Source organism: Streptococcus huangxiaojuni (genome assembly GCF_040930515.1).
In the GTDB taxonomy this organism is placed as follows: domain Bacteria; phylum Bacillota; class Bacilli; order Lactobacillales; family Streptococcaceae; genus Streptococcus; species Streptococcus huangxiaojuni.
Genome location: NZ_JBFQEG010000001.1, coordinates 210,516 through 236,617, shown reverse-complemented (window position 1 = coordinate 236,617; position 26,102 = coordinate 210,516). Strand labels below are relative to the sequence as shown.

The window sequence follows — 26,102 nt, the reverse complement described above, 5'->3', positions numbered from 1 at the left end:
GCAGGCCTCTTCACCATTATTCTATTCAGGCTTAAAAAGAAGAAAGCCTTAGCTATCCTCTTTTTAAGCCTCATGATAATATCTTACCATCTTCATCTGTTCTGAACTAATATTTAAAAACTATCACCGTGATAACTATTTTTTATCACCCAAAGCAGCGAGGCCGTCTTATTCGGCAGCTCCTATAATGTCTGAACCAAATAGTCAAAGACCAGCTGACGGTGGCTTTCTTCCGTAAGGAGTTCGGGATGCCACTGGACTCCTAAAATTGGGAAACCCTGCTTACTTTCATAAGCTTCAATCGTCCCATCCCTTGGATCCCGCGCTGTTGCTATCAAGCCCGGAGCCAGTTCTCTGACACTTTGGCGGTGAATAGAATTAATCCAGCTTCCCGGCTCAAGTAAATGGCTCACACGGCTGTTAGGCAAGACATCAACTTCGTGTGATGTCCCAAAATAGCTTTCCTGCCAATGATGGGCAACACTTTGATTTAGCGTACCGCCTAAGGCGACATTTAGCAGCTGCATCCCGCGGCAGACTGCAAAAATCGGCTTTTTTTGACGGATAGCTTCTTTAACCAAAGCAAATTCAAACTCATCACGGGCCAGCGAATAATCATCACTATCGCCTGTTCGCTCTTCGCCATAAAAACGGGGATCAACATTTTGTCCGCCGGACAAAACCAATTTATCAATCATGGCGACATAGCTTTTGGCAAGCGCTGCTGTTCCGATTGGAATAATGACAGGAAGGCCGCCGGCAGCCTTTATACCGTCTGACAGATGCCGTGATACCGCATCAAACCGCAGTCCGGACATTGCCGGCATTTCCTTTTCATTCCCTGTAATTCCGACAATAACTGTTCCCATTAGCCTTCCCTCCTTTTCATTCGCTCAAAAGATTAGCTGTTTTTAATAAAATTAGTTTATCCTAAATCTGCCGGAATGGCTAATATATATTTTTTATCACAGCTATAGAAACAAACTATCGAGACAGCGCAGCTGACAAGGGGAACGGAAAACTCTTTTCTGCCAAAGCATGATATTAGCTACAGGTAAAAGCTTAATGAGAAATGGGACAAAATCCGTTCACAGTCAGAGCTCTCAGCTAAAAAACGCTGCGGGAAAAAGCATGGTCAAATAAATATAGAACTGATTTCACAGTTAGGCAGCTGTAGACGTCTGAAGGCTTTGTCGTCCTAACGGCCGACCGCACCCTTCTAGTCGTCTTGGCAGAGGTGCGTCTGCGAAATCGAAGATTTCGGACTTACCGTCATTTTCCTTTTGCGTTTTATACGGGCTTTGTATCTTGATAAAAAAGACCTGCCGTTTCGGTTAACGCCCGAAACGGCAGGTCTTTTTTTTGCAGATAAGTCTGTATTAGGCTTCGAAGTCGGCGACATTGTGATAAACCTTTTGGACATCATCATCCGCTTCAAGCGCATCGATTAATTTTGTAAAAGTTGCAAGGTCTTCACCTGTCAGCTCAACTTCTGACTGAGGAATCATTTCCAGCTCAGTGACTTGAAAGTCCTCAACACCATTAGCTCGCAGGACTTCGATTGCTTTATGCAGATCTGAAGGAGCTGTGTAGACCGTAATAGTCCCTTCCTCAGCTTCAACATCATCAACATCAACATCTTCTTCCAAAAGCAGTTCAAAAATGCTGTCTGCATCCTGACCTGCAAAAACAATGACCCCTTTGTTGTCAAACAGATAAGATACTGAACCGGCAGCACCCATATTCCCGCCGTTTTTGCCATATGCACTGCGGACATTGGCAGCAGTTCGATTGACATTCGAAGTCAGTGTGTCAACAATAATCATGGAGCCATTAGGACCAAACCCTTCATAACGCCCTTCAACAAAGGTTTCATCGGTATTGCCCTTTGCTTTATCAATCGCTTTATCAATCACATGTTTAGGAACCTGTGCCTGCTTAGCACGTTCCAGTACAAATTTAAGGGCCGAATTCGATTCTGGATCCGGCTCGCCTTGCTTAGCCGCTACATAAATTTCAACACCGAATTTAGCATAAATTTTTGAGTTTGCTCCGTCTTTAGCTGTTTTTTTGGCAACAATATTAGCCCATTTACGTCCCACTGGTCATTCTCCTTTATTTAATTTAAGTATACTAGTCTGCTAGTATTATAACACTTTGAAAGAGGTTAGTAAAACCGCTGATTAAATCTCTAAACCGGTTATTTTGACATTTGGAAGATAGCGTCGAATGTCAGCGACAATGTCATCAATACGGCCATCCAGATAAGTGATATTAACTTGAACCGTTTTCCCCTGCAAAGGTTTAATCAGAAGAATCTCACTCGTAGAGGTTTCCAAATCCGTACGCATCCTATTTGATGACCGATGATAGCGCAGACGCTGCTCATATCTCAAATAATCAATCTCACCCCATGACAGATGATAGCTCCTCAACCAAGGGCCTCTGACAGTAAGCCCTTGTTCATCTCCGAAAATCACCTTTATGGGAAAAAACAGCTTAATAAAAGCCGGTATGACTATCCATAGCCCTGCAGCAATCAAAATCAGAGGTACAAAAATAAAAACAGACCCAATCGCAGCAAAAGGACTGCCATCAGGAATAGCAGACAGACTGCTAAACCCGCCTATAATAATAAAAAAAGCAGCTTTCATCCAAAACAAAATAAACCCAAAAAAGAAAAGACCAAAGACAAACGGCCAAATAAAAGCGGTCCTGCGGTAACGATAATAAAACTCCGTCATAAATCCCCTCCCAATAAGATACAAAGGGCGTTCAAGCTCACAGCAAAAATAGGAGCCCGACCGCTGAGTCACTAAAGACTCTAGAGAGGGCTATACTGCTATACTCACAGAGCAGCCACATTCGTATGTCAGCTTACGCTTCCTACGACTGCGTCTCTTTTTTGCAAAGAGCTTACGTGTTCAATTACAATAAGATACAAAGCCCGTTAAAAGAGCAAAGCAAAAATAGGAGACTGGACGAAGAGCCTCAAGGCTATAGGACAGGCTATCTTTTTTGCACAGCTCTTAGGGCGCGTTCAGTTCAAACAAGATACAAAGGGCGTTAAGAACGCAAAAGGAAAATAGGAGACTGACCGATGAATCCAGAAAGATTCGAGGTCAGGCTATCTTTTTCCCGCAGCGTTTAGCCCGTGTTCAATTCATCAAGATACAAAGCCCGTTAAAAGAGCAAAGCAAAAATGGCGGTAAGCCAGAAATCTCTGATTTCGTAGGCGCACCCCTGCCAGAACGGCTAGAAGGGGGCGGTCGACTATTAAGGCGACAAAGCCTTCAGAACGTTTACGGCTAGATAACTGTGAAGTCAGCACCTGATGGGGCTCTCTTTCCCCGCAGCTTTAGGCTGTGTTCAGTTAGTTCGTCAGCAGGCTCCAGAGTTGGCATGCTGATAATTATTTTTAGCGTCTGTAAACTCTCATCTATTTTTAAAAGGATCGGCATCTTCGGTTAAAGTCTGTAAATACTCTTTCAAACTGGTTGGCCGTCTGCCCAGAACATGTTCGATGTCTTTAGAAAGGCCGGACTGCTCCCCTGCTGCGATAGCAGTGTAGGTTGATACCCACGAATCATATTCCCACTGCTGAGCCGGCCAAGCTTTGCGGGAGGTATAAGCTTCCGAAACAGTTTCTTCTGTGTAAACGACTTGCTTTCCCAGCACGTGACTGCACTGTTGGGCAATAGCAGCCAGACTCAAATCTTCCGGTCCGGTCATATCTAAGATTTGATTTTCCCATTTTTGCGGATTTTTCAAAACCGCTGCAGCTACTTCAGCAACATCGCTTCGTAAAACAGCGGATACTCTTCCTTGACCGGCCGGCCCCTTGATTTCTCCGTATTCCTTTGCCAAATCGACAAAGAAATCCAAATAAAAATTATCTCTCAAAAAAGTATAGGTCAGTCCTTGCTGCTTAATATATTTTTCAGTCGCAGCATGATCACGCGCCAAAGTAAAGGTCGAATCCGGGCTGGCATTATAAAAGGAAGTATAGACAATATGTCTGACTCCCGCCTCTCGAGCAGCTGCTATCAACTCTTTATGCTGCCGTAAACGTTCTGGATGTTCCCTAGCAGATACCATAAAGAGAACATCAACTCCGGATAATGCGGCCACGGCCTCCTGTGAATGTTCATAGCTGGCTTTAAAAAGACTTGCTCCAGCCAGTTTAGGAGCCCTTTCAGGACGTCGTGCTAAATGGCGGGCCGGCAAACCGGCCTCAGAAATCCGGCGGGCAACAAAACCGCCTAACTGTCCTGTTACTCCTGTAATTGCAATTGTTGTCATCATTCCCCCCCATTGTCATTTATTTGATAGGTTTATTATAACATGGTCTTTTTATTGATGCAGATTTTTGGTGTCTGAGGAATTTAATGAACTTTTTGTCATCTGCTGTTTTTAAAACATCTCAAATCTTAAGCGGCACACGTCCCCAAGTCTGCTCAGCAATGCTGGCCTTTCCCAATTGGTAGACAGTGTCAGCCTGCTGGGTCATTTGATCCCAAGGCTGGCTTCCGATTCGTGTGATCAGTCGAACAGAGCTTTTAACAGCTTTGAGGTGAGCACTGCCTTTTGCAGTAAAACCCAGAACATGAACGGCCTGCGGCAGCTGACTGTCGCGTGCATTGACAAGAATATAAGTGAGAATCCTTCGTACACGCGCCTTAGTATAGCGTTTGGTCGCAACTTTTTCAACCAGCTCTTCTGCTGTCTCTGCAGTCCGGACAGCTGTGCGGATACGGCTGGCTAACTCTTCATTAACCTGAAAAACAGATGGCAGGCTGGGGTTGGTCAAAATCTGATATTTCAGCAAGCTGTAATAATCTTCCCAAGTCACCTGTGGAGCCCTCAAAAGAAGGGCTGGATTTGGCACGGACTGAGTGATGAAATCACTATCTGCAATATGGCTGCGAATAGCAGTTGCAGAAGCAATTGTCTGATCCTTATCCTTTGAATGAAAACCGGCTCCCAAACGCTTAATAGGCTGTAAACATAACTCTTTTCCCGCACTGGCCTTTGCATAGGATAAACCCAAAATATGGTTGGGAGTGCTGCCTGAAAAAGCTATGCCCGCAAAATGCTCCCACATTTTCTGAGTTTTTTGGGGATAGCTGAGTTCCTCAGGAAGCTCTGCGAGAAAGGTGTCCATCTCCGCTTTATGTTTAGCGTAAAGGGCCGAGAGTTTTTGATAATCAAGCGGCTCTTCTGTTCCAAAAGTCAAGGTGTCTGCGCCCAGCCGGTTCAGGATTGACACGGCACCCTCTGCAAAATAATCAGCAGACTGAACTGCAATAAGAAAAGGGAGCTCAACCACAAGGTCTGCTCCATTTTCAAGTGCCAGCTGCGCTCTTGTCCATTTATCAATGAGCGCCGGTTCCCCGCGCTGAACAAAGTTCCCTGACATAGCAATGATTTTGATGCCGTCTGCCTGCGAAAGCAGGTAGCGGTGACCGTTATGAAAAGGATTAAATTCTGCGATAATACCTGTCACTGTCATACAAACTCCTTTGGACTACTGGCAATCTGCAGCTAAGCAAAAGGTTAAGGCGGATTACCAGTAAGCCAAAACCAAGGGTAAACTGTCCGTTTCAAACAGACTCCTGAAGCAAGCAGTCTTATTTCTCAGCTACAAAAAACCAGCGCAGACTGTCTGCCTTTGGTTTTTGATCTTTGAAATCAGCATAAAGGCGGAAAGAGCGGAAACCAGCCTGCTCTAATAAAATATCGTAGGTCAGGATATCGTAGGTGCGCTCCTCATGAATTTCATCATAGCGTGTAAAGCGTCCATCACTGTCCTGCATAAAAAAAGTCAGCTCATGGACAATAGAATGCGGGGCCTGATCTGCATAAGTATCCCAGACCATAGCAAAATCTTCTGCATTTTCATGATAGGAAAAACCCGGATAATGCTTATCAGTCTGATAGGTCGAATGCACATCAAATATGAAAACACCGCCCTCGCAAAGCACCTTGTAAACTTCACTGAAAACATCACCCACCTCTGCCTCATCCTGCATATAGCAGATAGAATCGGCATAGCAGGTTACAAAGTCATACTTCCCTAGCTGGGATAAATCCAGCATATCTCCTTGTTTAAAGACAAGATCTGCTTTAGCAGCTGCAGCGCGTTTTTCAGCAACTTTGAGCATATCGGCACTCAAATCCAGGCCGGTCACTTCAAAACCGGCTTCTGCAAAACGCAGTGACTGAATGCCTGTCCCGCAGGCCAGTTCTAATAACTTTCTGCGCTCTGCTGTTTTTGGCAAATGGCGAAGCGAGAAGTCTGTCCATTTATCATACAGTGTTTGATCCATGATACTATCATAGACCTTAGCAAACATTTCGTAAGCTGCCATCTTTTCTCCTTAATGTCATCTAGAGAGTGGGACAAAAATCGGTAAAACATCATAAAATGATACTTTCTATTTTGTTGTCCCGCCTCCGCACAGTTGTTCGCTATCCCTAGCTTAACAAGGAATAAGAACTTCCAATCAACCACTGCATCAAACGCACATATCTAAAAAAGTGAAATGAGGCAGGACTTTTATTCCAGCCTCATCTACCTTTCTGATGTCATAATCAGAAAGACAAACCGAGCAAGTATCGGCAGCCAATTTTGACGCCAGAATCCAATAAAATATAAAAAAGAGCCGGCATAAGAACAAAAAAGTCAACACCACCGCAATACTTTAAATTTCTGAGACATAAAAACCAGTCACGAAAAAACAAAAACCAGTTCAGCCTTGACCGATATCCCAAAAACTTGCTGGTCACCAAAAAACATGTCTCCAACACAAAAAGAGCCCAAGAGATAAGGAAGCTCCTGCAGTAAAATAGGCAGCAGCAGCCCCGCCAAACTTTGTCCTTCCATTAACGAAAACACCGGAACATAAGATCTGTCCGATATTAAGCTAAGAGGTCTGCTGTATCTACGAGCGGCGCCTCATGCCACAGTTTTTCAAGATTATAGTGCTGCCGTTCATCTTCTGAAAAGATATGGACAACAACATCACCAAAGTCCAAAAGAACCCAGCCTGTCTCACCAGTGCCTTCCACACGGCTGGCATCTCCTCCGGCTTCTTTTACTTTTTCGCGAATATTGTCTGTGACAGCCGACAGCTGCCTAGTATTGACTGAACTGGCAATGACAAAATAATCGGTCACGCTGGTCAGACCGCTGACATCCAAAACAACAATATCTTCAGCCCGCTTGGCATCGGCTGCCTTAACAATCAGTTTTAATAATTCTTTATCGTTCAAATTCTTATTTCTCCTCTGTTTGGGATTTCCGCTTCAAAAGTATTTTACAAAAGCATTGTAGGTTGCAATGGTTTGAGGATAAATCGGCTGCGCCCGCTGAGCGAGATGGGCAACCGTGTGAACTGTCTCAAAAGCCACCGCCTTATCCAGTGACTGCTCTGCTATCCTGCGCGCCTCCTCAGCTAAGGCCAGGGTGCGGTTGGGCTCAATATAATCAGCAACATAAATGATTTTATCTAAAAGGGACATTTGGGCTGCCCCTACTGTATGGATTTCAATACTGCGCAGGATTTCCTGATCTCTCAGGCCTAAGTCTTCTTGAATTTTATAAATCCCAACCATACCATGCCAAACATTATTCCCCCATTTTTTAAGCTCGGGGTCTAATTGGCAGCTGTCAATAAGAGCTAAAAAATCGGCATCAGGCAGTTCCTTAGCATAATCATGAAGGAGACCGGCCAGTCCGGCCTTTTCTGTATCATAATGGTAACGCTCTGCCAAAGACCTCGCTGCCTGCTCGACACCGAGAACATGGCGGAAACGTTTTGCACTCATCTTCGCTTGTATTTTTGGCAAAAGCTCCGAGCGCTCTAATCCGATATAGTGCTCATATGTCATCTGTAAAGTCCTTTTTCTTCAATATAGTCAAGAACAGGCTGAGGTAAAAGATAATTAGGCCGGCAGCCATTTTTAATAAAATCGCGAATCATGCTGGAAGAGATATCCATAAGCGGAACATCTACCCAAATGAGGGGATAAGACGTCCCTGCTTTATATTTGGGCCGCTGAATCCCAACAAACTGAACCATTTGAACCAGTTCTGCAATTCTGTACCATTTGGGCAGGTAATCAACCATATCAGCACCGATAATAAAATAATAATCCACTTCAGGATGCTGTTCTATTAAAAGCTTCATGGTATCGTAAGTGTAGCTGACGCCTTTACGGTCCAATTCGATAGTTTCAATCGCTAAGCCTGCAACGCCTTCAATGGCTAATTCCAGCATTTTCAGCCGGTGTTTTTCTGAAATCGTTGTTTTTCGGTCAACATGGGGCGGTTGGTACTCCGGCATGAGCAAAACCTGATCCAGCCCCAGACGCTGGCGGACCTGATCAGCAATAAGCAAATGCGCATTGTGAACTGGGTTGAAATTCCCGCCTAAAATACCGATTTGTTTACGGTTCTTATCTTTTACTTCAGTTTCAAGTTCAACTTTCGTGAACGGAGTTAATAGCTCTAAAGCCATAGTCAGTCTCCTCGTCTGTAGTCGTCCTTCATTATAACACAAAAGCTGGGAAAGAAAAAGCTGCGGTCACTGGACAAAAAGGGGCAGGTCCCCAGCCTGATAGGAACGTAGAGTCTTCTCGTTTTTGCCATATAGGAGAACTGTCTGCCTGCTGCTGTCAGACCGGAACTGCCGATTTAACTTGAGCAGCAGAGAAGGCCGGGATAAAAATCCCAGCCTCCGGTTATTGACTATTCAATAAAAGCAAAATGCCGCTTATCAGTCAGTCCCCCTGCCTGCTTCTTTAGACAGCTTTACTGTTTATACCGGTCTAAAAAGCTGTCGCTTTACAGAATCAAATCATCTTTACTTTAGGAGATAATTTGCGGTTCTCTTTCTTAGCCGATTCCTTATATAAGATCAGTGTCCGGCCGATTTTCAGAACAGTCTCGCAGCCGATTTCATTTTCTAAAATTTCGGCAACCTCATGAAGATCTTCGTCTGTATTCTGCAAAAGAGAGACCTTGATTAGCTCTCTGGCATCTAAAGCCTGACGGATACTGGTCTTGATATGATTATTGAGGCCATTTTTCCCAATCTGAATGATGGCCTTCATGGGCTGTGCCTGTCCTTTAAGAAAAGCACGCTGCTTGCTTGTTAACATTATTTCCTGCGCAAAAATTCCTGACTAAAAACAAGAGCAAAGCTGTTTTTATTTGTATTTTTGCTTCCTTTCTTTCAATATCTCTCAGCATTCACCTTAAATTAAGGCCTTACGCAACAATACGGCAACTCCTTTAGGAGCCCAGGCTGCAATCTGAAGAGGGGTTTCCTCGCTGCCTTGCACGCGAATCCAGCCCAAACCAGAATAGACAATATCCAGACGATCTGTGACTGACCACTCGTGACGAACCAGCTCCGGAAAGCTTTCCGCTTCTTGGGCTGTTGGAGGCTGCAGAAGACCTCCCAGATGTTTTTTATAAAAATCACCTGCTCCTGCCAGCTTCGTCCTGTGGAGCGATAAATTATTGTCAAAATAAGCTGTCACCCCCTGCTTAGGGCCGGATATAAAATCAAACCGTGCTAAGCCGCCCAAAAACAGGGTCTGTTGCGGAAGAAGCTGGTAGGTTTTCGGTTTTATTTCTTTTTTCGGACTGACATATTTCAGACTTTTAGCAGTTAAATAATGCGCCATTTGCTGGCGGTGAACAATGCCTGGGGTGTCAAACATATAAGAGCCGTCTTCCAAAGGAATTTCAATTTTATCCAAGGTTGTCCCCGGAAAACGACTGGTGGTAATGAGTGACTTTTCACCGGTCAGCTCTTGGATAATGGCATTGATCAATGTTGACTTGCCAACATTGGTTACACCGACAACATAGACATCACGTCCCCGGCGCAGACGCTCAATAGCAGCCATCAGCTCTTTGATCGACTGATGTTTCTGTGCACTGGTCAGGATAACATCAAGCGGACGCAGGCCCTCTTCATAGGCACGTTCTCTCAGCCAGTGGCGAACCTTGCTTTCTTTGACGGACTTGGGCAGCACATCTTTTTTATTGCCCACCAGCAGAATATCATTGCCTGCGACAAAGCGCTGCAGGCCCGGAATAACTGACCCATTAAAATCAAAAATATCCACTACATTAATAACTAAAGCTTTACTGTCACCAACCTCATGCAAAAGCTTCAGAAAATCATCATCTGATATGCTGACATCTTCAATTTCATTATAATGGCGTAAGCGAAAACAGCGCTGACAGTAAACAGTCTCTGCCTCAAGACTTTTTTTCAAAGCTGCAGCTGGCGTATAGCCCGCTCGGTTTTTATCTTCTGTTTGAATTTCAGCTCCGCAGCCTATGCAAAATATTTTTTCCACTTAAATTCCCTTTTGGTATTCAATCTTCCCGTATTTTTCTTCCAGTTTGGCCCAAACCCGCCGTTCCCGCCAGCGGTTAAACTTGGTATTCCAGGCATCTGTCCTGACTAAAGGTTTAACCAAAACAGATCGGATACCAGCCCGATGGCTGGCTCTGATATCTGTCATCAGCTGATCGCCGACCATCACCACTTCATCACGGTTAAAACCGTAACGCTCGATAGCAGCGTTAATCCCGCGGGCAAAGGGCTTCATAGCCCTGCTGACAAAATCCACACCAAAATGAGCCACGGCACGCTCAACACGTGAATGGCTATTATTGGAAATGACAACAACTGAAATGTCCGCCATCGTCATCTCATCCAGCCAGGCTCTCACTTCTTGAGTGCCGTCCGGATTATTCCAGGCAATCAGCGTATTATCTAAGTCAACCAATATCGCATGAATCCCCTGACGCAGCAGGTCTTCAGCCTTTAGATCATAAACTGCTCCAACCGCAAAGGTCGGACGATAATCATCTATACTCAAGCTTCTCTCCACAATTATATTTTCCCCTCATTATAGCATAAAATTTAGGAATTGAAAAAACCAAAACATAAAGGCCATAAAAAGGGCTAATCTTCTTTTTTGACAACTAAAACAAGAAGACCGAGCTGAATCACAGCTAAAACCAAAAAGACGATAAAAGCGTGCCGGGAACCTACAGCAGTGGCTCTGCTGTATGCCGATTCAGAGCTTGTCTGGCTCATAGCGACAATTAAAGCGGCTACAGTTGTTCCAAGAGCTCCGGCAAACTGCTGCAATGTATTAAAAATAGCATTGGCATCTGAGCGCTCTTGAAAGGTCAGCTGTTTTTGCCCATTGGTCATAATATTGCCAAAAGCCATACCTGTTCCTACCATGTTAAAGAAATAGATAAAGCAGATTGCCCCGTTAGACAGGTGCAGACCAAATACTGCATAGAACAGCAAAGCAGCAAGAACGAGACCCGCGCCCAGCCAAATCGGTTTTCGAGCTCCAAATCTATCCAAAATAGTGCCGCCAAACGGAGAAAAGCACGCCCCCAGCAAGGCCCCCGGAAGTACTATTAATCCCGCCGCTGTTGCATCGGCACCATTGACCAGCTGAACATAATTAGGAATCAAAAAAGATAAACCTAGGTTGACAATCTGAAAGAGGAAAAAAGCTGCAACATGACCGGCAAAGACAGGATTTTTCAAAATAGCAAGATTGACAATCGGCTGCTCCAGCTGACGTGAACGAATGAGCAGGAAAATAAGCCCTAAAACGCCTAGAATCAAGGTGCCTAAAACATTAAAACTGAAAAAAGGATGCGAACTGAGCCCCTCAATCCCTAAAATCAGACCGATAAATAAAGCCATGATGGCCAGAAAACTTAGAAAATCAAATCGCTCCGCTGCCACTTCTGACTTTTGCTCAATACTGGTCATTCCTAAAAAAAGCGATAAGAGCAGCAGAGGCACTAAAAGGACAAAAATATAACGCCAGCCCAAAGCAGAAGCGGTTAAACCGCCAAATGTGGGGCCGATAGCCGGTGCCACAGCGGTAATAAGGGTTCCGACCCCCATCATCAGACCGATTTTATTCATCGGCACCTGCTCTAAAATAATATTAAACATCAAAGGTAGGGCAATTCCGACACCTATTCCCTGGACTACACGCCCCAGCAAAAGCAGTACAAATGTTGGAGCCAAAATATCGATTAAAAGACCCGCCAAAAAAAGAAGATTCGCCGCCAAAAACAGCGACTTCATTTTAAAAGAACGCTTAAGATAGGCAGAAATCGGAACAATAATAGCAACAACCAAAAGATAAACCGTTGTCATCCACTGAACAGTTGCTGTCCCGATGCCAAATTCTCTCATCAAAGTCGGAAAAGTAATATTCATTGCCGTCTCAACCAAAACACCGCTAAATGACAGCAAACCCGTTGCCAAAATAGCAGCAATCAGCTTCTTTGATAACCCACTCTGTGACATCAAAAACCCCCTTATATAAGATACAAAGGCCGTTAAAAGAGCAAAGCAAAAATGGCGGTAAGTCCGAAATCTCTGATTTCGCAGACGCGCCCCTGCCAAGACGACTAGAAGGGTGCGGCAGGCTGTAAAGACTGCAAAGCCTTCAGACGTCTACGGCTAGCGGTAACTAGGTAACGATACAGATTTCCAATCCCCTCACTCTCCCTTTTCTGGGTTCGGGCTGAAATCATCCACTGGATGATTTCACTGCACAGCTCTTAGGCCGTGTTCAATTCAACAAGATACAAAGGCTCTTAAAAGAACAAAACAGCCAGACTATATATCATGCTAATCTTTTTTGTTTATGATTAGATTCTGCTGTAAAAAAAGAGGCCTTTCGCCTTGCTTCTCCACAGCAGATGAGCCTCCGCAGAGCAAATGATAAAATCACTTTCAGAAACAGCACTCTGCCTTTGATTCTCTCCTCTGCCTGCCCAGACTCCATTTTATCATTGTAACATATTTTAGCCTTAAAAGATAAGTCTTCATTTATAGAAAATAATATCTGGCGGCTTTTATAAGAAAAAATAATTTAAAATTAGAATAGTTGAATTTCAAATTAAGAAGAGTTTATTTGAACTCAATTTTTAGAAATTCATCAACACTTTTTACAAATTTATCAGGAATAGATTTTATATGATTATAAGCTGTAGGATAAACTGTCAAAATTCCCATTATTATGTCATTAAATTTGACTCCTAAATAATCTTCAATATCACTCTTGTTTTCTAATAAAAATTTTTTGGTATTTTTTTGCTTCCCTTTTTTATATTTTTCTATATTTTGAATATTTTTTTCACTTCAAATAGGTTGTACTCAAATCCCCAATTTTTTAAGTTCCATATAAAAAGATTTTCCTTGTATACATAAAGTAAATCATATTCTTTAGTTATTTTTTTCTCCTCAATTTTTTCTTTTATCTGATTGATTTGTGCCAAGTCAAAATTTATCAGACTGCTAATATTCCAGCTATTTAAATGCTCTTGAAGAGTAGGTAAATCATATTCATCAAATTCATTTAGTTTTACAAATTTATTATAGCTTCCTTTCGTTCCATTTTCACGCGTCAAAATTCTTTTAGGTAAGTATAGTGCTGCTTCCATAAAAGTGAATGTTGGTAATAAGTAAAAACTTTCAAGTTCAATCAGAGGAGTTCTGAACAGTCTATTATTTGAACTCCAAAAATGGCCATCAGAATTTAAGCGGTAATAGTTATTATCATTCAAAACAAATACATTAATAGCATCCTCCGCCCCTCGTCTAGATAGTTTCCTATTAAACCTTATATCCTCTATTAACAATTCTTTAGGTGATAAGCTAACAGCTATTCCTTCTAGTTTATGGGCTCTTTGATCATCTGCCAAAGAAAGATATTCCAATACTACTTCTGGTCGAAATCCATATTCAATTTCAAATCTAGAAAATACATTATCGCTTTTTTCATTCATAACTCTCTGAGTTACGTTTTTGAGCCTTCTCTGATAGTTGGAAAAAGCTTCTAAGATATAGGCAGGAATACCTATTCCAATCTGCGAATTTAATAATAACTCACCCCTTCTCTCAAAAAGAATTGGGATTGAATGTCTTATTTGCCACAAATAAATTTTTGAATGATACAAAACTAGTATTTTCTCTAAATCGGGTTCTAGACTTGTATCTCTACTAAAAGTTATTTCCGCAAGTAATAAATCGTTAACAGCCGCTTCTAAACTCCCTTTTAATTCTCCAATAAAACCACGATTGTCCATAACAGGATCTCTATGAAAAGTCTGCCATAAGACTATCATTCTATCCCATATAGTATTTATCTCCTTAGTTTCATCAACCTTTTCATAAGCTGAAAAAGTCAATCTGCTTATAATAGAACTAAATCGTAAAAGCGATAGAAGCACTTTCTCTCTAGTAAAAGAATAATAATACTGCTGAATTTTTCTATCCAAGGCCTCTTCAAACATATCCACTATTCTGCTCAATTGTGAGTTGCTTGAACGGCTTAATTCTATATACTCAAAATTTATTGGTAATTCTTGATATATCTCAGACAATATTCTTTCAGTTTCTTCAGCAAAAACTAGTGAATTTGTATTAGTAAAATCGTTTTTAACACTAAAACGTTTCATTTCACCATTAGAAATCTTCAATAAAAAGTAGAAAATATTATTCTCCACTTCTCTATTATCTAAATCGACAGCGATAATATTTTTGAGCGTTTCTTCATCTAATTCATTTTTCTTATTAATAAGCATATCAACTCCACCTTGTAAATTATTAAAGAAAAGGTATGATAAGATAACTTATCAATACCTTTCTAAAATATTCTTCTAGAATTAGTCCCTAATTAATATAAGTTTTATTCCAGCAGTTTAGCCAGCTCTTCCTTAAGCAGTTTTTGAGCAACCTGCGGGTTGGCCTGGCCTTTGGTGGCTTTCATGAGAAAACCAGTAAAAGCTTTATCGGCATTGCGTTTGCCCGATTTAAAGTCCGCAACTGCTCCTTGGTTATCTGCAAAAACTTGATGGATAATAGGAATCAAAACATCAGGGTCTGAGATTTGAATCAAGCCTGATTTTTCAACATATTCACGCGCTGAGCCGCCGTTTTTCGCTAAATGTGTGAAAACTTTTTTGGCTATTTTCGATGAGATGGTCGCATCTTGGATAAGCGTCAGCATCTCAACTAAATTGTCAGGTGTCAGCTGAATTTGTTCCAGTGTCTTGTTTTCGCTGTTTAGGAACTGGGCAACTTCCCCTTGCAGCCAGTTGGCGACTTGCTTGGCATCGCCGCCAAGCGCCACAGCTTTCTCAAAGAAGTCAGAGGTTGTCTTGCTGGCTGTCAGCTGGCCGGCATCATAGCTTGTCAATCCAAGTTCTGCGACATAGCGGGCACGGCGTTCCTTAGGAAATTCAGGAAGACTCCTGCGCATGTCTGCAATCCAGCTGTCAGAAATTTCAAAAAGCGGCAGATCAGGTTCCGGGAAATAACGGTAATCCGCCGACCCCTCTTTGACTCGCATCAGGACAGTTGTCTTACTGGCTTCATCATAACGACGGGTTTCCTGCCGGATTTGTCCGCCGGAACGCAGAATTTTGGCCTGGCGCTCCGCCTCAAATTCTAAACCTTTGCGGACATTGCTGAAAGAATTCAAGTTTTTCAGTTCGGTCTTGGTTCCAAACGCCTCCTGACCGTAAGGACGAAGAGAGATATTGGCATCCACACGCATAGAACCTTCTTCCATTTTCACATCAGAAATGCCGGTATACTGGATAAGTTCTTTAAGAGCTGTCAGATAAGCGTAAGCTTCTTCAGGCGATCGCATATCTGCTTCGGAGACAATTTCAATCAAAGGGACACCCTGACGGTTGAGGTCAACATAAGAATAACCATCGCTTCCGTGAGTATTTTTACCAGCATCTTCCTCCAAGTGAGCCCGTTCAATGCGGATTTTTTTGCTGGAACCATCTTCAAGTTCAATAGCAATCCAGCCATCATAGCCGATAGGCTCATCAAATTGGGAAATTTGATAGGCTTTTGGATTATCGGGGTAAAAATAATTTTTGCGGTCAAAATGCATGTTTTGATGGACTGCCATATTGAGTGCCAGCGCAGCCTTGATTCCGGCGTCAATGACACCTTTATTCATTACAGGAAGCACGCCTGGAAAGGACCAGTCGATAACATTGGTGTTGGCATTTTGTTCTTGTCCGAAATGGGCAGGTGTCGGAGAGAAAATCTTAGAATTGGTATTCAACTCAACGTGAACTTCAAGTCCGATAATTGTTTCAAAGTTCATTAGGCTTCACCTCCAAAAATTAAAGGCTTCTGCTGATGGTAGTCAGTCGTAGCTTCAAAAGCTGCCGCTGCCTGATAAATGACTGGCTCTGAATATTTAGGTCCGATCAGCTGCAAACCAACCGGGAGACCGCTGCTAAAGCCGGCAGGGATAGAAATCCCCGGCAGACCAGCTAAATTCACAGGTATTGTCAGTATATCAGCCAGATACATCGCAACGGGGTCATGGTTGAGTGTTTCTAAATCAAAAGCAGCTGTCGGCGCTGTCGGCCCCAAAATTAAGTCATAATCCGCAAACACTTTTTCAAAGTCGCGAATGATAAGGGTTCGAACCTGTCCGGCTTTCTTAAAATAAGCATCATAATAACCCGATGACAAGCTGAAGGTCCCAAGCATGATGCGGCGCTTGACTTCATCGCCAAAGCCTTCGCTGCGCGTATTGACATAAATGTCATCAAGACTGCCCGCTTTTTCAGTACGGTAGCCATAGCGAATACCGTCAAAACGCTGTAAATTTGAAGAAGCTTCTGACGAAGCAATGATATAGTAAACCGCCACACCGTATGGACTGTGAGGTAGTGTCACTTCCTCTACTGCTGCCCCCAGTTTTTCAAAGTGCTTAGCAGCATTAAGAATGATTTCTTTTACCTCCGGCGCAATTCCTTCACCAAGGTATTCTTTAGGCAGAGCAATTCGCATTCCCTTGATATCCTGCCCAATCTTAGCAGTAAAATCCTCTTCTTGATGCTTAGATGAAGTAGAGTCTTTAACATCATGTCCCGCGATAACATTAAGAAGCTGTGCATTTTCTCTAACCGTTTGCGACAGCGGACCGATTTGATCCAGTGAGCTGCCAAAAGCAATCAGGCCAAACCGTGAGACGGTACCATAAGTGGGTTTGAGGCCGACAATACCGTTAAATGAAGCCGGCTGGCGAATAGAGCCGCCGGTATCTGAGCCCAGTGACAGACGCACCTGACCGGCAGCAACAGTTGCAGCAGATCCGCCCGATGAACCGCCGGGGACTTTGGCCTGATTCCATGCATTCTTTGTTTTCTTAAAATAAGAGGTTTCGGTAGATCCGCCCATAGCAAACTCATCCATATTAGTTTTGCCAATGACAACCATATCTTTGCTATAAAGCTTTTCAACGGCTGTGGCATCAAAGATGGGCTCGTAGTTATAAAGCATTTTTGACGCAGCCGTTGTCAAGATCCCTTTTGTCGAAATATTATCCTTAACGGCTACAGGAATACCGGCCAAGGGATTATCCGCATCAATCCCTTGTTTATCAAGCTTAGCAGCCTGTGCTAGAGCAGCATCTTCTGAAATCGTAATAAAAGAGGCAACTGTCTCCTCGCGCTTCTTAATATCTTCCAGTGTCGCCTTTGTTAATTCTGTTGCGGAAATTTCTTTTTTGACGAGAAGCTGATGCAGCTCATCAGCTGTTTTATGATTAAAAGACATTAAGCATCTCCTCCATCTTCCAGAATAGCCGGCACTTTAATGTAGTAATTGTCAGACTGCGGTACATTTTTAAAGAGAGCATCCCGGTCATCTCCCTTCTGAGCCACATCTTCACGCATCACTGTCTTACTTTCTGCCATCGTTGTTGTCACCGGGATACCTTCTGTATCTACTTCGTTTAACAGCTCTACCATATCAACAATTTTTGTCAGCGTGTCTGCAAATTCTGCTGTCTCTTCTTCAGAAAAGGACAATTTGGACAGCTTAGCCACATGACGTACTTCTTCTTCAGAAATTTTCATTCATTCCTCCTTTAATGTAAGATACAAAGGGCGTTAAGAACGCAAAAGGAAAATAGGAGACTGACCGATGAATCCAGAAAGATTCGAGGTCAGGCTATCTTTTTCCCGCAGCGTTTAGCCCGTGTTCAATTCAACAAGATACAAAGCCCGTTTAAAAATCCGTATGAAAATAGGGGATGGCAAGTGATGCTGCATCACGCTGACAGCCATCTTTTTCACTAGGATTTTAGGGCGTGTTCGATTCCAATAAGATACAAAGCCCGTTAAAAATGCAAAAGGAAAATAGGAGCCTGACCGATGAGTCACTAAAGACTCAAGGGAGGGCTATCTTTTTTGCACAGAGCTTAGACCGTGTTCAATTCAACAAGATACAAAGCCCGTTAAAAAACAGAAAAAACAGAAGCAGCAGAGCTGGCAGATATTTCTTATTTTAAGGCTTGGCTCTTCTTAGTTTACCTAGTCCTAAAAATTATACCATATTTTCATCTGTAACAGTAGATATGATAATCCTTTAAATAAGCTGATATTTTCAACGGCTTTAGCCATTAAGCAAAAAACTGGAGCCAAGGCATAAAATTAAAAGGACCTAGTTCTGTACAGCAGAGAACTAAATCCTTCAGTTGCTTTGTCCGGCTTTTTAAGGGCAGTTTATTATCATGGTTCACTTATAGGATTTTTTCAACTTTAGAGTAATCTAAATCGTTTTCAGTGTATGATTTTTTCAATTCCGCCTTTTCACCTAACGCCATCACATTTAAGACGGTATAGTCACCAGAAACATTAAGGAGAGCCCGTATTTCTTCGTCTGAAGTTTTGGTTTTACCATTTCGATTTCGAATATGCACCCAGCAGGCACCTATATTAAACTGCTCTGCCGCTAACCAAAGATAAGAGGAGGCAATTGCTCCATCTTCGATCCAAAACTCTGACGAATTATCAACCATAACTACAATAACAGTATCTGCACCATTAATCTGAGAACCGCCATATATCTTACATGCACCAATTTTTAAGATTGTCGCCTTATCTCTGACAACTATAAATTTTACTGTTTTTTTCTTAAATGCTGTAGGAGCTGTGAGACCAACTTTAATAATCTCATCAATAATATCATCATCGATTTTAGTGGATTGATACCTTCTTACTGCTCGTCTGCGTCTTGTTAATTCAAACAATTCATTTTTCATAGGAAACCTTCTTATCGCTTGACTATCATAGTCTTTCAGTAAAGAACTTACTCAGCGCTTCTACTGCTTGACTGACATATTCCGGTATGTCGTAAAGCTCCATATGATTTGCTCCGTCAATAACAACTAATTTTTTATCAGTTGAAGCCGCTTTTTCGATTAATGTATCGCTAACCCACTTACTATCGGCTGCACTTCCAACAATAGCGAGTAACGGTTGAGTTAAAAATACATCGGCTTTAAAGAAGGCATCATAGGTTAATACTTGAGTAAAGCTCCTAAACGTTGCATATCCAACTGCATTGGGATGGCCCCCGCGAGGTGTACAGTAGTATTCCCAAGATTGGCGCATTTCTTCGCTGGGAGCGTCTTCTTCTTTTAACGGAATCAAAGGAAACGTTTGATTAGTGTTTTTCAAGCAATCCTCTGTTCGTGCATTTGATGCTGCTTCTAATAATGGTAATGCTTCTGCATCACTTTGGTTATTCGTCCATCCGTTGCGCATCATAGCACCAAAATTAGCTGCACTAACAGTAGCTACAGCTTTTAGTCGTCTGTCATTTATAGCCGCATTAACGGTATAGCCACCGCCTGCACAAATACCAAGTGCACCAATTCGATTAGAATCAACATAGCGCAGTGTTGTTAAATAATCGGCAACTCCACTGATGTCTTCAACACGAATATAGGGATTTTCTAACTGCCTTGGAAGTCCAGAACTCTCACCTTGATAACTGGCATCAAAAGCAATCGTAATGAAATTAGCTTTCGCTAAATGTTGAGCATAAAGACCGCTAGTCTGTTCTTTTACACCTCCAGCAGGATGGGTAACAATAATAGCCGGATAGGTCTTTGCATCATCAAATTCTGGCGGAAAATACAGGTTTGCAGACATTGTAATTCCTTGACCGTTATAGTTAAAAAAGCTAACTTTTTTCATATTTATCCCCTTTCCTTTCTAACTTTATCTGTATTTTTTGTAAAACGAACTGTGATAAAAACAATTAACCGTCTGATAAAACCGTTCAAAAGCTTCGTATCCTCACAGTTATCAATTTATTTGACAGTATCAATAAATTTTATCAATCGCTTCATAATCAATTTTTTCAAAATATGGCGCTAATGGTAGTTCTGACATTCTAGCTTCAGCCTCCTCAAGTGTTTTTACTCTCATTACCAATATACCACCTCCTAATGCGTCATTTTCAACACGGGCAAATAGATTTTCAATCAGTCCTTCCTCATGCCATCTATTTGATACTTCATACTCTTTTTCCAAAATTTCTGGACTTATTTCTACATTTTTTAACTGTGTAGAAATTAAAAAAGCATTAGTTTCAATTGGTTTTTCTGCCATTTTCTTAGCACTATCATTCATTTTTATCGCCCCCCTGCTCTTTTTATTTCTTGTCACTAAAAGAAGTATATGTTATAATTTATCATAAGTCAAATACATTTTTTTGAATGAGGTGATAACCAAATGGTTATACACGATAATTTAAAAACTTTTATTACAGTCGCTAAAAATAAAAGTTTTACAAAAACCGCTAAAGAACTTTTTGTCTCTCAGCCCGCCGTCAGTAAGGCCATAAAAAATCTTGAAGAAGAGTTACAAGTTAAGTTATTTCAGCGCGACAAAAGAAAAGGACTGAACTTAACCAATGTAGGTAAAGAAATTTTGCTCTACGCCCGACAAATGGAAAATCTTGAAAATAAAATCTATCAGGCAATCTATTTAGAAAATAATCTATTAAGTGGGCAAATAAGGGTCGCTGCTCTTCCAATCATCACAACTATGATATTGGTTCCCATTTTCAAAATTTTTAAAGAAAAATATCCTTTAGTCAACATTGAATTAATCGAAGGTACTGCATTCGAAGTTAGAGAGGCTGTATTAAACCACCATGTTGACTTTGGACTTTCAACATCACCTTTTCAAGATTTAGAAACAAAGTTTCTACTGACTGATAAAATGTGCGCCATTAGTAGCCAAAAATTATCAAATGAAATTAATCTTTATAATCAGGCTGCTGAAAATTTGATTTTTTGCCAAGCCGGTCAAGAGACTGCCATGGAAATTCTTCATTCATATAATATTAGCTTCGACAGAAGTTTTATTGTCAAGCAACCAGAAACTGCAGTAAAGTTTGTTGAAGAAAACTATGGCATAGGAATTATTTCTGAGTTTGTTCTATCTTCTATCTCTCAAAAAAGTATTCATAAAATTGATATTAGCCCTAAGATTGAAATTGAATTCGGAATAGTTGCTACGGATTTTTCCGATTTGAGCCCTAGTGCCTCAAAAATGGTAGAAATGATAGCAAACCAATTTCATCAACAAAATAAAACCTAGCAAGAGAGCGCCTGCGAAATCGAAGATTTCGGACTTACCGTCAGCCGTAAACGTCTGAAGGCTTTGCAGTCTTTACAGCCGACCGCACCCTTCTAGCCGTCCTGGCAGGGGTGCGTCTGCGAAATCACAGATTTCGGACTTACCGTCATTTTTGCTTTGCTCTTTTAACGGGCTTTGTATCTTGTTAATTGAACACGCCCTAAGAGCTGTGCAGTGAAATCATCCAGTGGATGATTTCAGCCCGAACCTAGAAAAGGGAGAGTGAGGGGATTGGAAATCTGTATCGTTACCTAATTACCGCTAGCCGTAGACGTCTGAAGGCTTTGTCGTCTTGACAGCCTGCCGCACCCTTCTAGTCGTCTTGGCAGAGGTGCGTCTACGAAATCACAGATTTCGGACTTACCGTCATTTTCCTTTTGCGTTTTTAACGGGCTTTGTATCTTGTTGAACTGAACACGCCCTAAACGCTGCGGGAAAAAGATGGTCTGACTTAGAATCTGACGATTCGTCAGTCAGTCCCCTATTTTCCTTTTGCGTTTTTAACGGGCTTTGTATCTTTTGGAGGGGTATGATGAAAAGTTTTAAAGGCTTTAATACTAATCAGCTGAAGTATTGGGCGCTTGTTTTTATGTTTCTGGATTCGTTATTTTTCAGTTTTCCAGGTGTCTTTCCTACTTGGATACATCTGATCACCCGCTTTGTCGCCCCTTTGTTTGCTTTTTTTACCGTTGAAGGTTTTTTTCACAGCAGTAACCGCAAAAATCATTTAAAGCGGCTTTGGCTGGCTGCCGGCCTCATGCAGCTGGGAAATTTTCTGTCCTATCTTCTGTTAGGCCCTGTATACCAAATTACAGATAATATCTTCTTAACACTGGCTTTAGGTTATAGTGTCATTTTTCTTTTTGAAACAGGCAAATCCAAATCAACAGATCGATTTCTGTTTTATTTGGCAGGACTGCTCCTGTTTATTAGCGGCTTAATTTTTTCGGTTCTGCCTATCATAATCGGCAGCTACAGTTTTGGTGTTGAAGGCGGTATTCAAGTTCTCTTTACAATGCTGATTTTTTGGGCCTTTTATGGCAATCGGCAGAAACAAGTGCTTGTTTTTTTGCTGTGGAATCTCTTACTCCTTGCTTTAATGGGGCCTGATTTTAATATCAGTCAGGCACCGTCTTTTGCTGCCTGGTTTGCTAATTTTTGCTATAACAGCGACAGCCTGACCTTTCTCTTTTTGCCATTTATCTATTTATACAATGGCAAAAAGGGGAGTAAAAAGCCAATTCATAAATGGATTTTCTATATTTTTTATCCCCTGCAGTTCTGGCTGCTGCATCTGCTAGCGTTTCTTATACATTTTTCCGGATAAATCAAAAAAATCGGAATAAAATCGGTAAACATAAAAACCGATTTTATTCCGATTTTTTATCAGCAGATTTTTTTATTTAATGACCGCCCCTAAAACATTTTGCAAATGATTAAGCGCCCATTGATTATTTTCCGGTGTCAGACTGGCTACACAGTCTTTTGGTATTTCAAGACTGTAACCCAGATTATAGGCGTCAATAGCTGTATGTAAAACGCAGATATCTGTCAGTACACCCGTTAAAACCAGCTCTGTCACATGGCGTTCACGCAAACGAATATCGAGGTCCGTTCCGGCAAAGGCTGAATAGTGCCTTTTATCCAGCCAAAAGACCTTTGCGTCCTGCTTTATCTGCTCATAAACCTGGCCTAACCGTCCGTATAAAGCACGCCCGGCAGTACCATTGATATTATGCGGCGGAAAGAGGCGGCTTTCCGGGTGAAAAGTATCTCCTTCATCGTGACCGTCAATAGCAAAGAAGATATAGTCTCCTGCTTCATAAGCCTGCTGTGTTTTAGCAGCGATAGCTTTTTCAATAGCCTGAGCCGGTTTGCCGGCAGTCAGTTTACCGTCGTCAGCAACAAAGTCATAGGTGTAGTCAATTGAGATTAAAGCTTTCATCGTCTTAAAAATCCTTTAACTTATCAAAAATACCCTCATTAATCACCTTGAGATAGGTTCCCTTCATTCCCAGCGAGCGGCTTTCTATAATGCCCGCACTTTCTAATTTACGAAGAGCATTGACAATAACAGAGCGCGTGATACCGATGCGGTCGGCAATAACAGAAGCTGTCAGCCGACCTTCACTGCCATCTAATTCACCGAGAATAGCAGCCACAGCCTTCATCTCAGAATAAGAAAGGGTATTGATTGCCATATTAACCGCTGTCTGCCTGCGGATCGTCTCTTCCAGGTTTTCAGTCTGAAGGTTGAGCAGCTGAATCCCCACTACTGTTGAAGCAATCTCTGCCAAAATTAGGTCATCTTCAGAGAATTCCTTGTCATTCCGCCAGATAACCAGGGAGCCTAAGCGCATCCCCCCTCCGTATATCGGAGCGATTGTTGTCAGCCCGTCAGGATAAATATCTTTTGATTCTACAGGAAAAATTGTCAAGTCACTGTCAATCGGCAAATTGGCTTCTGTATCATAGACACGGCTGGCCGCTTTAACATAATCTTCCGGAAGCTGTTTGGCCGCAAAAAACTCTTCAACACGGTCAGTATTTGTTTTATATTTCATCGCATAGCCCAAAAGAGTACCGCCGCCATTCATAATACAGGCATTGCAATCGATAATGTCTGCCAGCTGGGCAGCCATCGTGTTGTAAGGCAAATCAGTTTCCAGGCTGTCCACCGAACGCTGTAAAATCGATGTGATTTTTCTTGTTTTTTGTAATAAATTAGCCATTGTCCTATTCCTTTTATAATTTTACAACTTCATTATAGCAGAGCCCAATACAAATTGCAAATAATTGTCTGAAAATTACGGGCAATTCAGACAATTATTTTGTAAGCGCCATCTTCTATTAGTATTGCCTCCTGACTTAAATTCAAAAAAATAAAGCCGGAGTCTCTTTTCTAAGAAAAAGCCCCTCGGACTATCTGTCAGCCGTAGACGTCTGAAGGCTTTGTCGTCTTGACAGCCGACCGCACCCTTCTAGTCGTCCTGGCAGGGGGGCGTCTGCGAAATCAGAGATTTCGGACTTACCGTCAGCCGTAGACGTCTGAAGGCTTTGTCGTCTTGACAGCCGACCGCACCCTTCTAGTCGTCCTGGCAGGGGGGCGCCTACGAAATCATAGATTTCTGGCTTACCGTCATTTTTGTTTTGCTCTTTTGACGGGCTTTGTATCTTGTGAATTGAACACGCCCTAAGCTCTTTGCAAAAAAGATAGCCCTCCCTAGAGTCTTTAGTGACTCGGCGGTCAGGCTCCTATTTTTGCTGTGAGCTTGAACGGGCTTTGTATCTTGGTGTTACCGGCGGAAGTGGTGCAGGACCCGTGTGATTTTTTCTTGAACGGCTGCTAGTTCTTCTACTCTCGGCAGGTAGACAATCCGAAAGTGATCGGGATCTTTCCAATTAAATCCGCGGCCATGCACAAGCATGACCTTTTCTTTTTGCAGCAGGCGCAGAACAAATTGTTCATCGTCATCAATGCGGTACATATCTTGGTCAATTTTTGGGAAAATATACAGTCCGGCTTTTGGTTTGACAGCTGACAGCCCGGGAATGTCGTTAATGGCCTGATAGATGAAATTCCGCTGTTCATAAATCCGGCCTCCCGGCAGCAAAAGTTCATCTACCGACTGGTGCCCTCCCAAAGATGTTTGCACAACCTGCTGGGATAAAACATTGGAGCACAGACGCATATTGGCCAGCATGTTCAGTCCCTCAATATAGTCTTTGACGTGTTTTTTCGGACCTGACAAGACCATCCAGCCTACTCGGAAACCTGCAATGCGGTGAGATTTCGACAGGCCGTTCATAGAGACACAAAAGACATCTGGTGCCAAGCTGGCGATGGCCGTATGCTGCAGTTCGTCCATAACCAGCCGGTCATAGATTTCATCGGCAAAAATCAGCAGATCATTCTGTCGGGCAATATCAACAATTTCTTCTAAGATATCCTTAGGATACAAGGCTCCTGTAGGATTATTAGGATTGATAACCACGATAGCCTTGGTATTAGAGCTTATTTTTGCCTTAATATCAGCAATATCAGGATACCATTCTGCCTTCTCATCACAAATGTAATGAACAGCATGTCCCCCTGCAAGGCTGACAGCAGCAGTCCAAAGAGGATAGTCAGGCATGGGAATCAGCACCTCATCGCCATCATCAAGCAGCCCCTGCATACTCATGGTAATTAATTCTGAGACACCATTGCCAATATAAATATCATCGACATCTACTTTTGGAAATCCCTTAATCTGGCAGTACTGCATAATAGCTTTGCGGGCAGAAAAAATCCCTTTGCTGTCTGAATAGCCCTCACTGTTACGGGCATTTAAAATGAGGTCACGGATGACTTCATCCGGTGCTGTAAAACCAAATTCAGCGGGATTGCCGGTATTAAGACGCAGAATCTGTTCTCCATTAGCCATCATACGGTTGGCCTCATCTAAAACCGGCCCGCGGATATCATAAGCGACATGTTCTAATTTCGATGATTTTTCAAATGTTTTCATTTCTTCTACCTCACAGTAACAATTATATCCTAATT

Annotated in this window: 26 protein-coding genes; 2 read left to right on the top strand and 24 right to left on the bottom strand. The window is 42.2% G+C overall.

Going from position 1 to position 26,102, the window contains the following annotated elements; genetic code table 11:
• Positions 1-182: 182 nt before the first annotated feature.
• From AB3329_RS01105 to AB3329_RS01005, 21 genes are all read right to left on the bottom strand, one after another.
• A complete protein-coding gene (locus AB3329_RS01105; protein ID WP_368393882.1) occupies positions 183-869 on the bottom strand; it encodes a gamma-glutamyl-gamma-aminobutyrate hydrolase family protein in 687 nt (228 codons plus the stop codon).
• A 510-nt stretch (positions 870-1,379) separates the two neighbouring features.
• Positions 1,380-2,102: a YebC/PmpR family DNA-binding transcriptional regulator gene (locus tag AB3329_RS01100; RefSeq protein WP_067060197.1), complete on the bottom strand. Its 723-nt coding sequence runs from the start codon at positions 2,100-2,102 to the stop codon at positions 1,380-1,382.
• An 81-nt stretch (positions 2,103-2,183) separates the two neighbouring features.
• A complete protein-coding gene (locus AB3329_RS01095) occupies positions 2,184-2,744 on the bottom strand; it encodes a hypothetical protein (RefSeq protein WP_368393881.1) in 561 nt (186 codons plus the stop codon).
• Positions 2,745-3,435: 691 nt separating this feature from the next.
• Positions 3,436-4,302 (bottom strand): SDR family oxidoreductase, encoded by an 867-nt coding sequence (locus AB3329_RS01090; protein ID WP_368393953.1) that lies wholly within the window; start codon positions 4,300-4,302, stop codon positions 3,436-3,438.
• Positions 4,303-4,423: 121 nt separating this feature from the next.
• On the bottom strand, positions 4,424-5,512 hold the full coding sequence (locus AB3329_RS01085; protein ID WP_368393880.1) for a nucleotidyltransferase: 1,089 nt from the start codon (positions 5,510-5,512) through the stop codon (positions 4,424-4,426).
• A gap of 118 nt (positions 5,513-5,630) precedes the next feature.
• A complete protein-coding gene (locus AB3329_RS01080) occupies positions 5,631-6,371 on the bottom strand; it encodes a class I SAM-dependent DNA methyltransferase (RefSeq protein WP_368393879.1) in 741 nt (246 codons plus the stop codon).
• Positions 6,372-6,730: 359 nt separating this feature from the next.
• Positions 6,731-6,886, bottom strand: coding sequence for a hypothetical protein (locus AB3329_RS01075; protein WP_368393878.1), 156 nt, complete (start codon positions 6,884-6,886; stop codon positions 6,731-6,733).
• 35 nt (positions 6,887-6,921) lie between these two features.
• Positions 6,922-7,275 carry a ribosome silencing factor gene (gene rsfS, locus AB3329_RS01070; protein WP_368393877.1) on the bottom strand — a complete coding sequence of 118 codons (354 nt, stop codon included), beginning with the start codon at positions 7,273-7,275 and terminating at the stop codon, positions 6,922-6,924.
• A gap of 33 nt (positions 7,276-7,308) precedes the next feature.
• The gene (yqeK, locus tag AB3329_RS01065) at positions 7,309-7,893 is read right to left on the bottom strand and encodes a bis(5'-nucleosyl)-tetraphosphatase (symmetrical) YqeK (protein ID WP_368393876.1); all 585 of its coding nucleotides are present in this window, start codon (positions 7,891-7,893) and stop codon (positions 7,309-7,311) included.
• On the bottom strand, positions 7,890-8,522 hold the full coding sequence (locus tag AB3329_RS01060; RefSeq protein ID WP_368393875.1) for a nicotinate-nucleotide adenylyltransferase: 633 nt from the start codon (positions 8,520-8,522) through the stop codon (positions 7,890-7,892). The genes yqeK and AB3329_RS01060 overlap by 4 nt, the downstream gene beginning before the upstream one ends.
• A gap of 334 nt (positions 8,523-8,856) precedes the next feature.
• A complete protein-coding gene (gene yhbY / locus AB3329_RS01055) occupies positions 8,857-9,165 on the bottom strand; it encodes a ribosome assembly RNA-binding protein YhbY (RefSeq protein WP_368393874.1) in 309 nt (102 codons plus the stop codon).
• A gap of 96 nt (positions 9,166-9,261) precedes the next feature.
• Positions 9,262-10,380, bottom strand: a complete 1,119-nt coding sequence (gene yqeH, locus AB3329_RS01050; protein ID WP_368393873.1) for a ribosome biogenesis GTPase YqeH — start codon at positions 10,378-10,380, stop codon at positions 9,262-9,264.
• Positions 10,381-10,908, bottom strand: a complete 528-nt coding sequence (locus AB3329_RS01045; protein WP_368393872.1) for a YqeG family HAD IIIA-type phosphatase — start codon at positions 10,906-10,908, stop codon at positions 10,381-10,383.
• An 86-nt stretch (positions 10,909-10,994) separates the two neighbouring features.
• Positions 10,995-12,380: an MFS transporter gene (locus tag AB3329_RS01040; RefSeq protein WP_368393871.1), complete on the bottom strand. Its 1,386-nt coding sequence runs from the start codon at positions 12,378-12,380 to the stop codon at positions 10,995-10,997.
• An 815-nt stretch (positions 12,381-13,195) separates the two neighbouring features.
• Entirely contained in the window at positions 13,196-14,665 is a 1,470-nt protein-coding gene (locus AB3329_RS01035; protein WP_368393870.1) for a hypothetical protein, read from the bottom strand.
• Between the two features lie 104 nt (positions 14,666-14,769).
• On the bottom strand, positions 14,770-16,209 hold the full coding sequence (gatB, locus tag AB3329_RS01030; RefSeq protein ID WP_368393869.1) for an Asp-tRNA(Asn)/Glu-tRNA(Gln) amidotransferase subunit GatB: 1,440 nt from the start codon (positions 16,207-16,209) through the stop codon (positions 14,770-14,772).
• A complete protein-coding gene (gene gatA, locus AB3329_RS01025; RefSeq protein ID WP_368393868.1) occupies positions 16,209-17,675 on the bottom strand; it encodes an Asp-tRNA(Asn)/Glu-tRNA(Gln) amidotransferase subunit GatA in 1,467 nt (488 codons plus the stop codon). Before gatA ends, gatB begins: the two co-directional genes overlap by 1 nt.
• Positions 17,675-17,977: an Asp-tRNA(Asn)/Glu-tRNA(Gln) amidotransferase subunit GatC gene (gatC, locus tag AB3329_RS01020; protein ID WP_368393867.1), complete on the bottom strand. Its 303-nt coding sequence runs from the start codon at positions 17,975-17,977 to the stop codon at positions 17,675-17,677. Before gatC ends, gatA begins: the two co-directional genes overlap by 1 nt.
• Positions 17,978-18,642: 665 nt before the next feature.
• Positions 18,643-19,164, bottom strand: a complete 522-nt coding sequence (locus AB3329_RS01015; protein ID WP_067060165.1) for a nitroreductase family protein — start codon at positions 19,162-19,164, stop codon at positions 18,643-18,645.
• Positions 19,165-19,189: 25 nt separating this feature from the next.
• On the bottom strand, positions 19,190-20,104 hold the full coding sequence (locus AB3329_RS01010) for an alpha/beta hydrolase (protein ID WP_368393866.1): 915 nt from the start codon (positions 20,102-20,104) through the stop codon (positions 19,190-19,192).
• Between the two features lie 129 nt (positions 20,105-20,233).
• On the bottom strand, positions 20,234-20,542 hold the full coding sequence (locus AB3329_RS01005; protein ID WP_368393865.1) for a hypothetical protein: 309 nt from the start codon (positions 20,540-20,542) through the stop codon (positions 20,234-20,236).
• A gap of 102 nt (positions 20,543-20,644) precedes the next feature.
• On the opposite strand from AB3329_RS01005, the gene AB3329_RS01000 reads away from it, so the two are divergent.
• Together AB3329_RS01000 and AB3329_RS00995 are read left to right on the top strand one after the other, a co-directional pair.
• Positions 20,645-21,517: a LysR family transcriptional regulator gene (locus AB3329_RS01000; protein WP_368393864.1), complete on the top strand. Its 873-nt coding sequence runs from the start codon at positions 20,645-20,647 to the stop codon at positions 21,515-21,517.
• Positions 21,518-22,088: 571 nt separating this feature from the next.
• Positions 22,089-22,883, top strand: a complete 795-nt coding sequence (locus AB3329_RS00995) for a TraX family protein (RefSeq protein WP_368393952.1) — start codon at positions 22,089-22,091, stop codon at positions 22,881-22,883.
• Between the two features lie 72 nt (positions 22,884-22,955).
• Here the strand turns inward: AB3329_RS00995 and AB3329_RS00990 are convergent, their stop codons facing one another.
• From AB3329_RS00990 to AB3329_RS00980, 3 genes are all read right to left on the bottom strand, one after another.
• Entirely contained in the window at positions 22,956-23,501 is a 546-nt protein-coding gene (locus AB3329_RS00990) for a cysteine hydrolase family protein (protein ID WP_368393863.1), read from the bottom strand.
• A 4-nt stretch (positions 23,502-23,505) separates the two neighbouring features.
• Positions 23,506-24,288, bottom strand: a complete 783-nt coding sequence (gene codY / locus AB3329_RS00985; protein ID WP_067060152.1) for a GTP-sensing pleiotropic transcriptional regulator CodY — start codon at positions 24,286-24,288, stop codon at positions 23,506-23,508.
• A 564-nt stretch (positions 24,289-24,852) separates the two neighbouring features.
• Positions 24,853-26,067: a pyridoxal phosphate-dependent aminotransferase gene (locus tag AB3329_RS00980; protein WP_368393862.1), complete on the bottom strand. Its 1,215-nt coding sequence runs from the start codon at positions 26,065-26,067 to the stop codon at positions 24,853-24,855.
• Positions 26,068-26,102: the final 35 nt, after the last annotated feature.

Excerpts from the sequence above, each read along its gene's own strand:
- AB3329_RS01040 (WP_368393871.1), bottom strand. The coding sequence starts at position 12,380 with ATGTCACAGAGTGGGTTATCAAAGAAGCTGATTGCTGCTATTTTGGCA.
- gatA (WP_368393868.1), bottom strand. The coding sequence starts at position 17,675 with ATGTCTTTTAATCATAAAACAGCTGATGAGCTGCATCAGCTTCTCGTC.
- gatB (WP_368393869.1), bottom strand. The coding sequence starts at position 16,209 with ATGAACTTTGAAACAATTATCGGACTTGAAGTTCACGTTGAGTTGAAT.
- gatC (WP_368393867.1), bottom strand. The coding sequence starts at position 17,977 with ATGAAAATTTCTGAAGAAGAAGTACGTCATGTGGCTAAGCTGTCCAAA.
- AB3329_RS01075 (WP_368393878.1), bottom strand. The coding sequence starts at position 6,886 with ATGGAAGGACAAAGTTTGGCGGGGCTGCTGCTGCCTATTTTACTGCAG.
- AB3329_RS00995 (WP_368393952.1), top strand. The coding sequence starts at position 22,089 with ATGAAAAGTTTTAAAGGCTTTAATACTAATCAGCTGAAGTATTGGGCG.
- AB3329_RS00990 (WP_368393863.1), bottom strand. The coding sequence starts at position 23,501 with ATGAAAGCTTTAATCTCAATTGACTACACCTATGACTTTGTTGCTGAC.
- yqeK (WP_368393876.1), bottom strand. The coding sequence starts at position 7,893 with ATGACATATGAGCACTATATCGGATTAGAGCGCTCGGAGCTTTTGCCA.
- AB3329_RS01105 (WP_368393882.1), bottom strand. The coding sequence starts at position 869 with ATGGGAACAGTTATTGTCGGAATTACAGGGAATGAAAAGGAAATGCCG.
- AB3329_RS01085 (WP_368393880.1), bottom strand. The coding sequence starts at position 5,512 with ATGACAGTGACAGGTATTATCGCAGAATTTAATCCTTTTCATAACGGT.
- AB3329_RS01080 (WP_368393879.1), bottom strand. The coding sequence starts at position 6,371 with ATGGCAGCTTACGAAATGTTTGCTAAGGTCTATGATAGTATCATGGAT.
- yhbY (WP_368393874.1), bottom strand. The coding sequence starts at position 9,165 with ATGTTAACAAGCAAGCAGCGTGCTTTTCTTAAAGGACAGGCACAGCCC.
- AB3329_RS01015 (WP_067060165.1), bottom strand. The coding sequence starts at position 19,164 with ATGAAAAATGAATTGTTTGAATTAACAAGACGCAGACGAGCAGTAAGA.
- AB3329_RS01060 (WP_368393875.1), bottom strand. The coding sequence starts at position 8,522 with ATGGCTTTAGAGCTATTAACTCCGTTCACGAAAGTTGAACTTGAAACT.
- AB3329_RS01005 (WP_368393865.1), bottom strand. The coding sequence starts at position 20,542 with ATGAATGATAGTGCTAAGAAAATGGCAGAAAAACCAATTGAAACTAAT.
- AB3329_RS01090 (WP_368393953.1), bottom strand. The coding sequence starts at position 4,302 with ATGACAACAATTGCAATTACAGGAGTAACAGGACAGTTAGGCGGTTTT.
- AB3329_RS01095 (WP_368393881.1), bottom strand. The coding sequence starts at position 2,744 with ATGACGGAGTTTTATTATCGTTACCGCAGGACCGCTTTTATTTGGCCG.
- AB3329_RS01000 (WP_368393864.1), top strand. The coding sequence starts at position 20,645 with ATGGTTATACACGATAATTTAAAAACTTTTATTACAGTCGCTAAAAAT.
- AB3329_RS00980 (WP_368393862.1), bottom strand. The coding sequence starts at position 26,067 with ATGAAAACATTTGAAAAATCATCGAAATTAGAACATGTCGCTTATGAT.
- codY (WP_067060152.1), bottom strand. The coding sequence starts at position 24,288 with ATGGCTAATTTATTACAAAAAACAAGAAAAATCACATCGATTTTACAG.
- AB3329_RS01035 (WP_368393870.1), bottom strand. The coding sequence starts at position 14,665 with ATGCTTATTAATAAGAAAAATGAATTAGATGAAGAAACGCTCAAAAAT.
- AB3329_RS01010 (WP_368393866.1), bottom strand. The coding sequence starts at position 20,104 with ATGAAAAAAGTTAGCTTTTTTAACTATAACGGTCAAGGAATTACAATG.